Source organism: Streptomyces sp. NPDC048643, from assembly GCF_040650615.1.
Classification (GTDB): Bacteria; Actinomycetota; Actinomycetes; order Streptomycetales; family Streptomycetaceae; genus Streptomyces.
On sequence record NZ_JBEZHO010000017.1, the window covers coordinates 80,907 to 96,742 of the forward strand.

The window sequence follows — 15,836 nt, forward strand, 5'->3', positions numbered from 1 at the left end:
CTAGCTCTGAACACCGCCTCGGGGGCTTCAACTCCCGCCGGATGAGGCACATTCTCGGCACACGGGGCCCGCCGGCACGGGGGCGGCGGGTCCCGCACGGGGGTACGGGGGAAGCACCGGAACGACAGCGCGGCGGCGAGGCCACAGGGCCTTCGACCGTCGCGCTGTCGCGTGCGGGCCTCTCCGGCTTCGCCGCACCCGGCCCCCGCCGGGACCTCACCCGCCGCGGGGGCGGCTGGGGCTTCGGACGCGGCTCGGGGCGACGGCTCCCGGATCGTCCAGGAACGGCAGGACGTGCCGCAGGAAGAGCCCCGGGCGTTCGTTGTACGGTTCGTGGCCGGTCGGCAGCAGCACGCTCGACACCCGCGCGGGGAGCGCGCGCCGGGCACGGCGGCCGTCGAGGAGCGCGGGGACGACAGGGTCACGGCTCCCCCACAGCAGCAGGATCGGCAGGTCGAGGCCGGCCGGGTCGGCGAGGGCGAAGTCCGGGTCGGCGAGAGCGCGCCAGATGGCGCAGTGCACGGCCAGCCTCCGCTCCTCGTAGGGGAGTTGACGGGTGCGGGCGTACGTCTCCCGCGCGCTGGGCGTGCCGAGGCGGCCGAGGTAGGCGCGGGCCAGGGGGACCACCAGTCGGCGGGCGCGGACGGGACGGCCCATCACCTCGCGGCAGAACCACCGGGTGAGCGCGGTGTGCCGGGTGAAGCCCGCGGGGTCCACCAGGACGAGCGCGGTGACCGCCGCGGCGCGCGGACCCTGGGCGAGACGGCAGGCGACGTAGCCGCCGACGCTGTTGCCGAGGACGGCGATCCGACGCACGCCGTGTCGTGCGGCCAGCACGTCGATCACCCGTTCCGCTACGGCCACCAGCCCCTCGGGGGTGACCCGTTCGGGGTCGCGCGCGGTCGAGCCGCCGTAGCCGGGCCAGTCCACGACATAGGTGCGGTGCCGGTCGGCGAGGGCGGGCAGCACGGCGTCGAAGTCGCGCCCGTCGCCGGGGTTGGCGTGCAGCAGGAGCAGCGCGGGCGCCTCGGCCCGGCCGGGGACCCGTCCGGGCCGGGTGGGGCCGACGGGCTCCGCGAGGCAGCGTACGGCGATGTCGCCGAGGGGGGTGGGGACGGTCATCCGCATGAGCCGAGGATGCCGGAACGGTCCGCTCCTGGGAACAACGCGCGGGGGCGGCCCATCCCCCCGGGATGGGCCGCCCCGTTGTTCGCGTGTTCCGCGTCAGACCTTGAGGGTGCGGATCGAGGTGGGCGTGTGGCCCGGCTCGGTCGCGACCTCCTCGAACTCCACGACGGCGCTGATGTCGTTGGTCTTGCTCATGGCGATGTTGGTGACGCGCTCCAGGATCGCCTCGACGACGACGGGCACCTGGAACTCGGCGGCGAGCTTCTTGGCCTGCTCGAAGGCGGCGCCGAGTTCGCTCGGGTCGGTGACCCGGATCGCCTTGCAGCCGAGGCCCTCGACGACCTTCACGTGGTCGACGCCGTAGACGCCCAGCTCGGGGGAGTTGATGTTCTCAAACTCCAGGTTGACCTGGAAGTTGATGTCCAGTCCGATCTGCGCCTGCCGGATCAGCCCCAGGTAGGCGTTGTTCACGAGGACGTGGACGTAGGGGATCCGGTGCTGGGCGCCGACGGCCAGTTCCTCGATCATGAACTGGAAGTCGTAGTCGCCGGAGAGGGCGACGACCTGCGCGTCCGGGTCGGCCTTGGCGACACCGAGGGCGGCCGGGATCGTCCAGCCGAGCGGGCCCGCCTGGCCGCAGTTGATCCAGTGGCGCGGCCGGTAGACGTGCAGCATCTGGGCGCCGGCGATCTGCGAGAGGCCGATGGTGGAGACGTACCGGGTCTCCGGTCCGAAGGCCTTGTTCATCTCCTCGTAGACGCGCTGCGGCTTGATCGGGATGTCGTCGAAGTGCGTGCGGCGCTGGAGGGTGGCCCGCTTCTCCTGCGCGGAGGCGGCCCAGGCGGAGCGGTCGGGCAGCTTGCCGGCCGCCTTCAACTCCCGTGCCACCTCGACGAAGAGCTCCAGGGCGGCCTTCGCGTCGGAGGCGATGCCGAACTCCGGGGCGAAGATCTTGCCGATCTGGGTGGGCTCGATGTCGACGTGCACGAAGGTACGGCCCGCGGTGTAGACGTCCAGCTTGCCGGTGTGGCGGTTGGCCCAGCGGTTGCCGATGCCGAGGACGAAGTCGGACTCCAGGAACGTCGCGTTGCCGTAGCGGTGCGAGGTCTGCAGGCCCACCATGCCGGCGTTCAGCTCGTGGTCGTCGGGCAGGATGCCCCAGCCCATGAGCGTCGGGACGACCGGGGTGCCGGTCAACTCGGCGAACTCCACAAGGAGTTCGGTGGCGTCGGCGTTGATGACACCGCCGCCGGCCACGATCAGGGGACGCTCGGACGCGTTCAGCAGCCCGATCGCCTTCTCGATCTGGGCACGGGTCGCGGCCGGCTTGTACGCCTGGAGCGGTTCGTACGTGTCGGGGTCGAACTCGATCTCGGTGAGCTGGACGTCGATGGGCAGGTCGATGAGAACCGGCCCGGGGCGCCCGGAGCGCATGAGGTGGAACGCCTGCTGGAAGACGCCGGGGACCTGCGCGGCCTCCAGCACGGTGACGGCCATCTTCGTGACGGGCTTGGCGATCGACGCGATGTCGACGGCCTGGAAGTCCTCCTTGTGGATCACCGCGGTCGGCGCCTGGCCGGTGATGCACAGGATCGGGATCGAGTCGCCGGTCGCGGAGTACAGGCCGGTGATCATGTCGGTGCCCGCCGGACCCGAGGTCCCGATGCAGACACCGATGTTGCCGGGGTGCGTACGCGTGTAGCCCTCCGCCATGTGGGAGGCGCCCTCGACGTGCCGGGCGAGGGTGTGGTTGATGCCGCCGGACGCCTTGAGCGCCGCGTAGAAGGGGTTGATCGCCGCACCCGGGACGCCGAACGCGTTGCTGACGCCCTCGCGCTTGAGGATCTCGACTGCCGCGCGGGCAGCGGTCATACGAGCCATGGAGTTCTCCTGCTTCGGATGTCGGATTCTCCCGCTCCCGTCGCGCCCCGCGGAGAGCTTTAGATTCCGTATTGCGGAAACTAACTTCTACTATCTGGAAGCAATGTAGGCGGAGGAGGAGGGAGCGTCAAGGGCGGGACGCCCCGCGGGTCCCATCGCGGGGCGTCGGGCCGTTTCGCTGCCGAAGGCCACCCGGCTGGAGGACGATGGGCACGCTGACCCGACGTGACGTCCTGGAGTGGGCCATGGCCGAGAGCGTGCCGGTGCGGTGTCCGGCCTGCCGCCGCGAACACCGCTACGCGGCGCAGTCCTATCCCTGTGTGTGCGGCGTGCCCGTGGCGCCCTCGCTCGACGCCCTCGTGGAACCGACCGTCGTGACCGTGCGCGCGTGGGACGACGAGTGGGCCACCGTGCGCTGCGGGGCCTGCGCCCGCGAGACCCAGTGGCCGCACCCTGAACTGGGCTGCGACTGCGGAACGATGCTGCGGATCCCCGTCCGGACGGCCGGGACACTCCCGCCCGCTCGGGGCACGGACCGCCCCCCGCACGCTCGACGTGCCGACGGCGGCGTGGGAGAACACGCGGACGCGGAGCACGGCCTCCGGGGCGACCTGCCGGTCGAGGGCGACAGCCGTCGGCCTCCAGGCCCGGGCCACCTCGCGGACGCGGGGGCCGAGGGGCTCGGGGCCCCCGACCGCGCCGGCGAGGCCACACCGCCGCCCGGCCCCGGTGAGGAGCGGCCCCTGGACGGCGGTCGCCGCGGAGCGCCGGCCGTCGACGGCACAGCACATCGCGGAGCCGGGAACCGGGACAGGACCCCCGCCGAGGCGACCGGCCCGGCGGCGGAGACGGGCCGGGACGAGCGCCGGGACGCCGGTGACGAAGCGTCAGCGGGTGCCCCGGACCGGAGCCTGGACGCCCGCTTCGGCACCACGCCGGGCACCCCGGGCGAGAGCCGGGGCACCGGGCCGACAGCGGACACCGGGCCGGGGACGGGCCGGGACGCAGGGGCGGGCGGGCCGACGGTCGCCGATTCCGGCGCGGGCCGGGACGCGGGCGCGAGCAGCGGCACCGGCACCGCGGTGGGTGTCGGTCCGGACGAGGAGCGGGACCGTGCCGCCGCGGCCGTCGGGACGCGGGACGGCGATGCCGGGAGGCGGGCCCCGTTCCAGCCGGTGACCATCCGGACCGCGCGGGACGCGGTCACCGCCGCCGCGCTGTATCTGCGCTGGCTGGGCTATCCCGACGTCCGGCGCGCCGACCAGCGGCCGCCCTCGGGGATCGGGCTCGCAGCGCGCGGCATCCTGGCGCAGGTCGACCCCACCGTGCGCCCCGCCTCGTTGCGGGACGTGGAGTGCCTGTGGCTGACGGCGATGACGGAGTCGGCGGCCTGTGTGTACTTCTCCCTCGCGGGCTACGCCGAGGACGCCCTCGCGCGGGCCGACTCCCTCGGCGTACCCCTGTTCGTCCTGGACCTCACGGGCACCCCGCAACCGGTGAACAGCCCGGCCGACGACCTCATCGCCGTCGCGGGCTGACCACCGGCAGGGCCTGTACGCCGTCGGGGGGCGTCACCCGGGGTTTTGCTCGGCGTACGTCTCGCGCAGTTCGATCTTCCGCACCTTGCCCGACACCGTCATCGGGAAGGACTCCAGGACCCGCAGCCGGCTGGGGATCTTGTAGTGCGCGAGCCGGCCCTCGCAGAAGGACCGCAGCTCCTCCAGCGTGAGCGGGTCCGCCGGGTCGCGCGGGATGACGCAGGCGAGCACCTCCTCGCCGTAGCGCTCGTGCGGGACGCCGACCACCTGGACGTCGGCGATCTTCGGGTGGGCGTAGAGGAACTCCTCGATCTCGCGCGGGTAGATGTTCTCGCCGCCACGGATGATCATGTCCTTGATGCGGCCGACGATCTCGACGTAGCCGTCCTCCCGCATCGTCGCGAGGTCCCCGGTGTGCATCCAGCGCCCGCTGTCGACGGCCTCGGCGGTCCGCTCGGGCTCCTCCCAGTAGCCGAGCATGACGCTGTAGCCGCGGGTGCACAGCTCTCCGGCGCCGCCGCGCGGCACGGTCACGCCGTCCACCGGGTCGACGACCTTGACCTCGAGGTGGGGCAGGACCCGTCCGACGGTGCCCGTGCGGTGCTCCAGGTCGTCGTCGCGGCGCGTCTGCAGGGAGACCGGCGAGGTCTCGGTCATGCCGTAACAGATGGACACCTCCGCCATGTGCATCTCGGCGACCACCCGCTTCATCACCTCGACCGGGCACGGCGAGCCCGCCATGATCCCGGTGCGCAGGGTGGACAGGTCGTACGTGGCGAAGCCGGGGAGGTTCAGCTCCGCGATGAACATGGTGGGGACGCCGTAGAGCGAGGTGCACCGCTCCCGCTGCACGGCCTCCAGGGTCGCCGCCGGGTCGAACGACGGGGCCGGGACGACCATGCACGCGCCGTGCGAGGTGGCGGCCAGGTTCCCCATCACCATGCCGAAGCAGTGGTAGAAGGGCACCGGGATGCAGATCCGGTCCTGCTCGGAGTAGGCGATCGACTCCCCAACGAAATAGCCGTTGTTGAGGATGTTGTGGTGGGAGAGCGTGGCTCCCTTGGGGAAGCCCGTGGTCCCCGAGGTGTACTGGATGTTGATGGGGTCGTCGCAGGACAACTCGGCCCCACGAACCCGGAGTTCCTCCGCCAGGTCCGGTGTGCCGCGCCCGAGCAGCGCCTCCCAGCCGGGGTCACCGATGTACACGGTCTCCCTCAACTCCGGACATCCGCGCCGTACTTCCTCGACCATCGCCCGGTAGTCGCTGCCCTTGTGGCTGAGGGAGGCGAACAGCAGGGAGATCCCGGCCTGCTTGAGGACGTACTCGACCTCGTGCGTGCGGTAGGCCGGGTTGATGTTCACCATGATCGCGCCGACGCGGGCGGTGGCGTACTGGACGAGCACCCACTCGGGGCAGTTGACGGCCCAGATGCCCACCCGGTCGCCCTTGGCGACCCCACTGGCGAGCAGCGCGTACGCCAACTCGTCGACGGCTGCGCCGAACTCGGCGTACGCCCAGCGGCGTCCGGACGGCACGTCGACGAGCGCCTCGCGGTCCGGCCAGGCCGCCACCGCGCGGTCGAGGTTGGCGCCGATCGTGTCGCCGAGCAGCGGCGTGCCGCTCGTCCCGTGCGTGTACGACGGTTCGCTCACCGGAAGTCCTCCTCGCGGTACTCGGCGTCCGAGCCGGCGGCCGTGGCCTCGCGCAGCTCGATCCGGCGGATCTTGCCGGAGACGGTCTTGGGCAGCTCGCCGAACTCCAGGCGGCGGATGCGCTTGTAGGGCGCGAGCACCGAACGGGCGTGCTCGAAGAGCACCTTGGCGGTGTCGGGCCCCGGCTCGAAGCCTGCGGCGAGCACGATGTACGCCTTCGGGACGGCGAGGCGCAGTGCGTCGGGGGCCGGGACGACGGCGGCCTCGGCGACCGCCTCGTGCTCCAGGAGGGCACTCTCCAGCTCGAACGGCGAGATCTTGTAGTCGGAGGCCTTGAACACGTCGTCGGCGCGGCCGACGTAGGTGATGTAGCCGTCGGCGTCGCGGGAGCCGATGTCGCCGGTGCGGTAGTAGCCGCCCGCCATGGACTCGGCCGTACGGTCCGGTTCGCCGTGGTACCCGGTCATCACGCCCACCGGGTGCTCGGACAGGTCGAGGGAGATCTCGCCCTCGACGGCGCCGGGCGCGCCGGACACCGGGTCGAGGAGTTCGACGCGGAAGCCGGGGCTGGGCCGGCCCATGGAGCCGGTCTTGAGCCGCTGGCCGGGGCTGTTGGACACCTGGACGGCGGTCTCCGTCTGTCCGAACCCGTCCCGGACGGTGACGCCCCAGGAACGCCGGACCTGCTCGATGACCTCGGGGTTCAGCGGCTCACCGGCGGCGACGGCCTCGCGCGGCGGGGTGCGCAGCTGGGTCAGGTCGGCCTGGATGAGCATCCGCCACACGGTGGGCGGGGCGCAGAAGGTGGTGACGCCGGCGCGGTCCATCTCCGCCATCAGCCGGCCCGCGTCGAAGCGGGTGTAGTTGTGCAGGAACACGGTCGCCTCCGCGTTCCACGGAGCGAAGAGGTTCGACCAGGCGTGCTTGGCCCAGCCGGGCGAGGAGATGTTCAGGTGCACGTCGCCGGGCCTGAGGCCGATCCAGTACATGGTGGACAGGTGGCCGATCGGGTACGAGACGTGGGTGTGCTCCACCAGCTTGGGCCGGGCGGTGGTGCCCGAGGTGAAGTAGAGCATCAGCGGGTCGTCCCCGTGGGTGGGGCCGTCGGGCTCGAAGGCGGCGTCGGCGTCGGCCGCGTCCTCGTACGACTGCCAGCCGGGGTGTGCGCCGCCGACCGTGATGCGGGTGTAGCGGCCGGGCACCGTGTCGAACTTCCCGGCGTCCTCGCTCCGGACGATCACGTGCCGCACCCGGCCGCGCTCGACCCGGTCGAGCAGGTCGGCGGGGCCGAGGAGAGGGGTCGCGGGGATGACGACGGCCCGTAGCTTCATCGCGGCGAGGGCGGTCTCCCACAGCTCGACCTGGTTGCCGAGCATGACGAGGACGCGGTCCTCGGCCCGCACGCCCCGCTCACGCAGCCAGTTGGCGACCCGGTCGGAGCGCTCGGCCATCTCGGCGAAGGAGACCTGGACGCGGTCGCCGTCCTCCTCGACGATGTGCAGGGCGGTGCGGTCGTTGTCCCGTGCGATGACGTCGAACCAGTCGAGGGCCCAGTTGAAGCGTTCCGGGCGGGGCCAGCGGAAGCCCTCGTAGGCCGTGGTCCAGTCCTCGCGGTGCTTCAGCAGGAAGTCCCGCGCGGCGCGGAACTCCTCCGTCGCACCCGTGGTCGCCGTCATGTTTCCTCCTCGTTGCCGGACCGCCGCCTACCATCGTGTATTCCGTGATGCAGGTCTCACCACCCCCGAACGGGGGTGCGCCGCGACGAAGGGGCGAGCAGGTGGCAGCAGACACAGCCGAGGCGGTGGAGGTGCGGGGCGCGCTGGTGCGGCTGCGCCGCGCGACGGGGCTGCCCGTCGCCTTCGGCGGCCTGGTCGACCCGGGCGGCCGGCTGATCCGCATCAGCGAGCTGAGCGGCACGTCGACGGCCGCGCTGAGCGCCCTCGGGGTCTCCTCGGGCAACGGCCTGGGCGGCAAGGCGGTGGCCCTCGCCCGGCCCTGCGCGGTGACCGACTACTCGGCGTCCCGGCAGATCAGCCACGAGTACGACGTGGCGGTGGCGACGGAGGGGCTCTGTTCCGTCCTCGCGGTTCCGGTGGTCGTACGACGGCGGGTGCGCGGCGTGCTGTACGGGGCCCTGCGCTCACCGCAGCCGCTGGGGGACCGCACGCTCGGGGCGGCCGTCGCGGCGGCCCGGGACGTGGAGCAGGAGCTGGTCGTGCGGGACGAGGCGCGGGCGCTGCTCGGCGTCGTGCGCGCGTCCGGCCCGGCGGCGGACGGGGCCCGCGGCACGGGCGGCGCGGCGTGGGAGGAGGTGCGGGAGGCGCACGGGGCGCTGCGGGCGCTGGCCCCGCGGATCGCCGACCCGCGGCTGCGGGCCGAACTGCTTTCCGTGTGCGGCCGGTTGGCCGACGCCTCGGCACCGACCGAGGAGGTGGCCTCGCGCGACGCGGGTCTCGCGCCCCGCGAGCTGGACGTCCTCGCGTGTGTGGCGGCGGGTTCGACCAACGCGATCGCGGCAGCCCGGCTGGGTGTGCGTCCGGAGACGGTGAAGGGGTATCTGCGCTCGGCGATGCGCAAACTCGGCGCTCACACCCGTCTGGAGGCGGTCGTCGCCGCGCGCCGGGCCGGGTTGCTGCCGTGACAGGAACACGCGTCCGTGACGGTGGCGCGCGCCCCTCCGTTGCGGGACGCTTCGTTCCGCGGGGCGGCGAGGCCCACCGGTCCGGCGGAACTGCCTTCCTGGGGTCTGCCATTCAATCCGCGGTGCTCTGAAATGAGCTATGCGGAGCCGCTGTTATTTCCCTCACCACCCCGACTGTCCGAAATTCAAAGAGACATTGCCTAACATTGGCCCGGACACGACACGTGAGGGGAGCGGTGACCGTGCGAGGGGACTTCCAGGAACCTGCGAGGACGCGCCCCGACCTGGTCATCGGCCGGGAGGAACTCTTCACCGGTGCCCGCGAGCAGCTCGCCGACGGCGGCAGTGTGCTCGTGCACGGCCCCGCGGGAATAGGGAAATCGACGGTCCTGCGGGCGCTGGCCGCCGAATGCGCCGAATCGGCCCGAACCGTGTTGCGCTGCTCGTCCACCGAGTCCGAATCCCATCTCCCCTTCCTCGCGCTGGCCGATCTCCTCGGTCTGGTCGTCGACGAGATAGCCGACCGGCTGCCCCCGCCGCAGCGCACCGCCCTGGAATCGGCCCTCACCGGCCGCGGTGAGTCCACCCTCCAGCGCGACGGGCTCGCCCTGCGGCTCGCGGTCCTCTCCGCGTTCCGGGCCCTGGCCGCGCGCGGTCCGGTGCTGATCGTCGCCGACGACCTGCAGTGGCTCGATCCGGCCAGCGCCGAACTGCTCGGCTTCGCCGCCCGCCGGCTCGGCGGCATGCCGGTCCGCATGCTCTGCGCCGTCCGTACGGACACCGAACCGCAGGCCCAGGAACACGACCGCTATCTACGCGCGTCCCCGCCGGAGACCCTGGCCGTCCGGGTCACCCCGCTGTCGCGGACCCACGTGACCGAACTCCTCGGCCGGCGCGGCTACACCGGCCTGTCCCGCTCCACGGTGCGCGACATCCACCGCACCAGCGGCGGCAACCCGCTCTTCGCACTCGAACTCGGCCGCGCCCTCGCCGAGTCCCCCACGCCGCCGAGTCCCGGCGAGCCGCTCCCCGTGCCGACGTCCTTGCGCGCGCTCGTCCTCAGCCGCCTGGAGATGCTCTCCCCCGAGGCCCGCCGCACCCTCCTCGTCGCGAGCGCCGGAGCCCGCCCGACCCTGGCCCTGCTGCACGCGGCGGGCCGGGTGAACGCGGAGGCGGAGACCGCCTCGGCCGCCGCGCTCGGGCTGCTCGCCACCGAACGCGAGACACCCGGTATCCGCTTCGCGCACCCCCTCGTCTCGGCCGCGCTCTACGCGGAGGCGGGCGCCCAGGAACGGCGCGCGGCACACGCCGCCCTGTCCGGCGCCGCCTCCGACCCGATCGAACGGGCCCGCCACCTCGCCCTGTCCACCACCGGCACCGACCCCGCCGTCGCCGCCCGGCTCGGTGAGGCGGCCACGGCCGCCCGGGACCGGGGCGCGCCCTCGGTCGCGGTCGGGCTCGGCCTGCTCGCCGCCCGGCACACCCCGGCGGGAACCCGGCCGGGCCCGGACGAACGGCGGCTGCAGGCGGCCGAGGACGCGCTGACGGCCGGGGAGACGGACCTCGCGCGGGACATCGCGCGGCAGGTGCTGGCGCGGGCCACGGCCCCCGCCGATCGGGTGCGGGCCTGGATGGTCGTCGTGGACTCCGCCGGGCAGGCCATGGCCGAGATCGACGCCGTCTTCCCGCAGGCCCTCGCGGATGCTGGCGACGACCCCGGCCTGGTGGCCCTCGTCCGCTACCAACTCGCCTGGCGCGCCCTGCTCATGGACGGCGAGATGGCCACGGCCCGCGAGGAGGCCGCCCACGCGGCGCGGCTCGCGGCCCGCGCCGGTGACCGCCGCACCGAACTCCTCGCGCTCGGCTTCCAGGCGCAGATGGAGACCCTGATGGGGCACCCGGACGCGCCCGCGACCATCCAGCGGGCGATGCGTGAACCGCAGGACCCCCGGGTGGCCTGCGACCACAACGGCGCCGGTGCGGCCCGCTTCCGCTGGCTGGTCATGGGAGACCGGCTCGCCGAGGCCCGCACGACCGTCACCGCGCTGCTCCGCGAGGCGCAGCGGCGCGGCATGGTCGAGAGCGAACTGCACTTCCTGCGCGGGCTCGCCGAGACGGAACTGCGCTCCGGGCACTGCGGCCGCGCCCTCGACCTGTCCCGGGAGAGCCTCAGGCTGGCCCGCGACACGGGCATCGGAGAGGCCGCGACCGCGATGCTCACCTCGCTCGCGGAGGCGGCGGGCGGTGACGTCGACCGGGCTCTCGCACTCGCCCGGGAGGCCGTGGACCGGGCCGAGGAGGACGGTGATCTCGTCTACCTCTCCCGCGCGCTCGGCGCCCTGGGGCACGCCCAGCTGGTCGCGGGGGACGCTCCCGCGTGCGTTCAGTCCCTGCGCCGCGTAAGGGAGTTGGAGGAGGGGCTCGGTGTCGTCGACCCCGCACGCGGACGCTGGCACGGAGACCTCGCCGAGGCCCTCGTCCGGGTCGGCGAGGCCGCGGAGGCGCAGGACGTCATCGACGTGACCCGGCAGCGCGCGCTGCGGCTGGAACGCGAGAGCGTGCTCGCCGTGCTCGACCGCGCCGAGGCCCTGGTCCGTGCCGCGCGCGGCGAACAGGGCTCCGCCGAGCGCCAGTTGGCCTCCGCGCAGGACCGTCTGGCCAAGCTCGGCCACGGTCTGGAGGAGGCGCGTGCCGCGTACGCCCTGGCCGGGCTGCGCGCCCTCCCCCACCCTCTCGGCTCCGCCCGGGCAGGAGGGACTCCCTCGCCCGGGCCCACCGCCTACGACGAGGCGGCCCGCCTCTTCCGCCGGTGCCGCGCACTGCCCTGGCTCCGGCAGGTCGAGACGGCCGCCGCGCACCGCCCGACCGCGGCGCCGCTCGCCCCGGCCGCCCTCGACACCCTCGCCACGACCGAGCGGCAGGTCGCCGCCCTCGTCATGGAGGGCGCCACCAACCGCGAGATCGCGGCGCGCCTGTTCATCAGCGTGAAGACCGTGGAGGCCACGCTCACCCGGGTCTACCGCAAGCTGGGGATACGGTCGCGGGTCGACATCGTCCGGTTGGCGGCGGAACGCAGGGCCGACTGAGCGGATTTCCGCTCCGGCGTCCTACGGGAAACGGCGCCCCCGCTGACCCCTTCGGGTGAACGGCCGACGCCGGGCGGACGCTCCGGGCCGGGATCAACCGGGCGACGCGCGCGCCAAACCCCGACCGGTCCGGCCAAGGGTTTTCCCTCCGCCGACCCCACGAGGGGCTTCCCTCCTTGGGGAAGAGTGACCGCACGCCCTAGCGTGTGGCCATGCCGCTCGCTCGGGCACACGGCACCCCCGCCATGGGCGCCGTGACTCACCCCCCACACCCGCGCGTCCCCCCACCGGCAACTTCCAAGGAGACCCATGTCCGGGCTCGACCGTGCCAAGAAGACCGCCGCCGTCTGCGTGGCGACCGCTGCCGCCGCCGCGACCGTGCTGCTCGGCGCCCCCTCCGCCGTGGCCGAACCCCAGCCCATCGTGGGCGGTACGACCACCACCACGACCGCCTATCCGTTCATGATGCAGATCACCGACGCCTCGCAGAACCAGTTCTGCGGCGGCACCCTGGTCGCCGCCAACAAGGTGGTGACGGCAGCGCACTGCATGGTCGGCGAGTCCACCGGAAGCGTCCGTGTCGTGGGCGGGAGAACGTACCTCAACGGCACGAACGGCACCGTCAGCAAGGTCAGCAAGATCTGGATCAACCCCGACTACACCGACGCGACCAACGGCGACGACGTGGCCGTCCTGACCCTGTCGACGGCGATGTCGTACACCACGGCCAAGTACGTCTCCTCCGCGGACACAGGCGTGTACGCGACCGGCACCTCGGCCCGCATCGTCGGTTGGGGCACCACCTCGGAGAACGGCGGCTCCTCCAACCAGCTGCGCACCGCGACCGTGCCGATCGTCTCCAGCTCCAGCTGCGCGAGCTCCTACGGCTCCGACTACGTGGCCTCCGACATGGTCTGCGCCGGATACAGCTCGGGAGGCGTCGACACCTGCCAGGGCGACAGCGGCGGCCCGCTGCTGATCGGCGGTGTGCTGGCCGGCATCACCTCCTGGGGCGAGGGCTGCGCGGAGGCCGGCTACCCGGGTGTCTACACCCGGCTGACGACGTTCTCCAGCCTCGTGACCGCGCAGGTCAACTCGTAGTCACCGAAGACTTCCTGAGTACCCCTCAGGTGATAGCAGGGGGGCGTTGCGGGCCTCCACGAGCGGCCCGCAACGCTCCCCATCCACCTCCCGGCCGCCCCTCGCGTGCCGGCGGACAGCTTCCCCGCAGCGCCCCCTGTCCGCCGGCCCCTCACGTCCCGTCGCCGTGCGGCCCCGGTCAGGGCCGGGCGACCGTCCCGAAGCGGACGGCCTGCCCCTGCCCCGGGTGCATCACCGCGAGCATGCGCTCCCCCTCCGCGACGACCTCCGCCCGCTGCCCCTTGGTCAGCCTGCCGAAGAGCTCGACGACGAGCGCGCTCTCCTCCAGCCGCCACAGGCCGGCGAGGAATCCGTCGACGAGCAGGGTGCAGTAGGCCTGGTTGCCCTGCCAGCTGCGGCCCTTGAGGTCGGCGGGCACGACCCGGGAGCGGTCGGCGTGGGAGAGCAGCAGATTGTCGAACTCGGGCAGGAAGCGCGGCGGAACCGGGGCGTCGGCCTCCGGACGGGAGGCGCCGGGGAGGTCGAAGAGTTCCACGCCGTTCTCGTCGCGGAAGACCAGCAGCTCGGGCCGCAGCCGCTCGAAGGCCTCACGGAGCCGGGTCAGGCCGGCCCACGTCTGCATGTCCTTGACCGAGGCGGGCCCGAAGGCGGCGAGATAGCGCAGGACGGTCGCGTCGGGTGCCGGGGCCGGTTCGGCGCGGCGGCCCAGCCAGTGCTCGGCGGTGGTGAGGGCGACCTGGCCGCTGCGGCCCCACAGGCCGCGCGGGGTGACCTGCACGAGCGGCAGGGTGCATCGGGCGGCGACGGAGAGCGCGAACGGGTCGGCGTCCGGCCACTCGACGAGCAGCGTCTCGCGCAGCTCCTTCATCGTGCGCGGCCCGGCCTCCACCAGTTCACGGCTGATCACGGCGAGCCGGTCCAGGTCGACGCCGGTGAGCCCCTTGCGGAACTGGCCCAGCTCCCGGTCACGCGCCGCCTGCACCAGGGGGCGCAGCGTGAGGGCGTCCTCGGCGGTGTGCGTGTGGATGGTGGAGCGCATGGTGACGATCCGGACGACGTCACGGGCCTCCATCGCGGCCGACAGCTCCTCGGGTCGGAACCCGTCCAGCCGGGCGGCGAGCGCGTAGTACGGCGGCTTCACGTTCTGCGCCTGGAGACCGAGGAGGTGCTCGACGGCGGCGGTCGCGGACAGCGGGGAGCGGCGCAGCAGGAGCTGACGGTCGAGGGTCGCCCGGTTGAGGGCGCGGGTGCCGAGCACGGGGGCCGTCGCGGTCGTCTTCGTCATGCTGCGCACGGTAGCCCCGGTCGCGGACACCCTCTGTCCGCAACTCCGCCGCGATCGCGCCGCCGCCGGATGCTCCCAGGCCGTATGCCCCGTATATCCTGCTCAGTGATCACACAGACGTACGGTCGACTCTGGAGGCAGCCGCGATGTCGGAGCGACGCGCCCGCTCAGCCTCGAAGAACCCGCGCCGGCAGCGGGACCGGCAGGACCCCGGCGACACGGCGGGGAACGCCGGGGAGTCGAGGACGCCCGGGAGCCCCAAGAGCGCGAAGGAGACGCGGAAGTCCGTCTGGCGCCGCGCCCTCGCCGCACCTTCTCCGGCGCCCACGCGGCCTCCGGCACCGGACGACGAGCAGTCCGCGCCCGAGCCCTCCGAGGTCGCCAGCGTCGTGCAGGCCGCGCTGTACCGCGACGGGGTGCGCGTCTCGACCCCGGAGTCCCTGGCCGACACCTTCCGCGAGCTGCGCGAGCAGCCGGACGGCATGGCGTGGATCGGCCTGGCCCGTCCGACCGAGGCCGAACTGCTGTCACTGGCGGCGGAGTTCGACCTGCATCCGCTGGCGGTCGAGGACGCGATGGAGGCGCACCAGCGGCCGAAACTGGAGCGCTACGGCGAGACGCTCTTCGTCGTCCTGAGCGCCGCCCGCTATCTCGACGCGGTCGAGGAGGTCGACTTCGGCGAGCTGCACGTGTTCGTGGGGCCGGACTTCGTGATCACCGTCCGGCACGGTGCGGCGCCGGACCTCTCTGCGGTGCGCCGCCGTATGGAGGACAGCCCCGAACTGCTGCGGCTCGGACCGGAGGCCGTCCTCTACGCGATCCTCGACTCGGTCGTCGACGGCTATGTGCCGGTCGTCTCCGGAGTCCAGAACGACATCGACGAGATCGAGACCGAGGTGTTCCGCGGCGACCCCGCGGTGTCCCGCCGTATCTACGAACTCTCCCGCGAGATGGTCGAGTTCCAGCGCGCCACCCGCCCGCTCGTCGGCATGCTGCACGGTCTGATGGCCGGCTTCGCCAAGTACGGCACGGACGACGAACTCCAGCGCTACCTCCGCGACGTCGCCGACCACGTCACCCACACCAGCGAACGCGTCGACGGCTTCCGCCAGGCGCTCACGGACATCCTGACGGTCAACGCGACGCTGGTGACCCAGCAACAGAACGCGGAGATGCGGGCGTTGGCGGAGGCGGGCTTCGAACAGAACGAGGAGATCAAGAAGATCTCCTCCTGGGCCGCCATCCTGTTCGCCCCGACGCTGGTCGGGACGATCTACGGCATGAACTTCGACCACATGCCGGAGTTGCACTGGGTACTCGGATACCCCTTCGCCATCTTCCTGATGGCGGTGGTGTGCACCAGCCTGTACGTGATCTTCAAGCGACGGGACTGGCTCTGAGCGGTCTCGCGGTGAGGTGCTGCCGCGAGGGCGTGGCGCCCAAAGCCCTTTCGTCGACAACTCGTTGGAGGATGAAGATGAAGGGGAGAATGCGCCGCACTCCACCCCGGGCGGCCTGCTGCG

At 72.9% G+C, this 15,836-nt stretch carries 9 protein-coding genes and 2 pseudogenes; 6 read left to right on the forward strand and 5 right to left on the reverse strand.

Annotated features, from left to right (window positions below):
- Positions 1-216: 216 nt before the first annotated feature.
- On the reverse strand, positions 217-1,128 hold the full coding sequence (locus tag AB0C62_RS19075) for an alpha/beta fold hydrolase (protein WP_362974579.1): 912 nt from the start codon (positions 1,126-1,128) through the stop codon (positions 217-219).
- 96 nt (positions 1,129-1,224) lie between these two features.
- Complete coding sequence (gene gcl, locus AB0C62_RS19080; RefSeq protein WP_329185372.1) at positions 1,225-3,009, reverse strand: glyoxylate carboligase; 1,785 nt, start codon at positions 3,007-3,009, stop codon at positions 1,225-1,227.
- 245 nt (positions 3,010-3,254) lie between these two features.
- On the opposite strand from gcl, the pseudogene AB0C62_RS19085 reads away from it, so the two are divergent.
- Both AB0C62_RS19085 and AB0C62_RS19090 read left to right on the forward strand, forming a co-directional pair.
- Positions 3,255-3,506: pseudogene (locus AB0C62_RS19085) on the forward strand (hypothetical protein); the annotation flags it as partial.
- Between the two features lie 669 nt (positions 3,507-4,175).
- Positions 4,176-4,547: pseudogene (locus tag AB0C62_RS19090) on the forward strand (hypothetical protein); the annotation flags it as partial.
- A gap of 33 nt (positions 4,548-4,580) precedes the next feature.
- Here the strand turns inward: AB0C62_RS19090 and AB0C62_RS19095 are convergent.
- Both AB0C62_RS19095 and AB0C62_RS19100 read right to left on the reverse strand, forming a co-directional pair.
- Entirely contained in the window at positions 4,581-6,200 is a 1,620-nt protein-coding gene (locus AB0C62_RS19095) for an AMP-binding protein (protein ID WP_362974581.1), read from the reverse strand.
- Complete coding sequence (locus AB0C62_RS19100) at positions 6,197-7,876, reverse strand: AMP-binding protein (RefSeq protein ID WP_362974583.1); 1,680 nt, start codon at positions 7,874-7,876, stop codon at positions 6,197-6,199. Before AB0C62_RS19100 ends, AB0C62_RS19095 begins: the two co-directional genes overlap by 4 nt.
- Positions 7,877-7,977: 101 nt before the next feature.
- On the opposite strand from AB0C62_RS19100, the gene AB0C62_RS19105 reads away from it, so the two are divergent.
- The 3 genes from AB0C62_RS19105 (at position 7,978) to AB0C62_RS19115 (ending at position 13,028) form a co-directional block, all read left to right on the forward strand.
- On the forward strand, positions 7,978-8,841 hold the full coding sequence (locus AB0C62_RS19105) for a LuxR C-terminal-related transcriptional regulator (protein WP_362974585.1): 864 nt from the start codon (positions 7,978-7,980) through the stop codon (positions 8,839-8,841).
- 236 nt (positions 8,842-9,077) lie between these two features.
- A complete protein-coding gene (locus AB0C62_RS19110) occupies positions 9,078-11,927 on the forward strand; it encodes an AAA family ATPase (RefSeq protein WP_362974587.1) in 2,850 nt (949 codons plus the stop codon).
- A gap of 309 nt (positions 11,928-12,236) precedes the next feature.
- Positions 12,237-13,028 carry a serine protease gene (locus tag AB0C62_RS19115; protein WP_362974589.1) on the forward strand — a complete coding sequence of 264 codons (792 nt, stop codon included), beginning with the start codon at positions 12,237-12,239 and terminating at the stop codon, positions 13,026-13,028.
- Between the two features lie 178 nt (positions 13,029-13,206).
- Here the strand turns inward: AB0C62_RS19115 and AB0C62_RS19120 are convergent, their stop codons facing one another.
- On the reverse strand, positions 13,207-14,313 hold the full coding sequence (locus AB0C62_RS19120; RefSeq protein WP_362974591.1) for a winged helix DNA-binding domain-containing protein: 1,107 nt from the start codon (positions 14,311-14,313) through the stop codon (positions 13,207-13,209).
- A gap of 146 nt (positions 14,314-14,459) precedes the next feature.
- Here AB0C62_RS19120 and AB0C62_RS19125 point away from each other — a divergent pair, with 146 nt between their 5' ends.
- Positions 14,460-15,713, forward strand: a complete 1,254-nt coding sequence (locus AB0C62_RS19125; RefSeq protein ID WP_362974593.1) for a magnesium and cobalt transport protein CorA — start codon at positions 14,460-14,462, stop codon at positions 15,711-15,713.
- Positions 15,714-15,836: the final 123 nt, after the last annotated feature.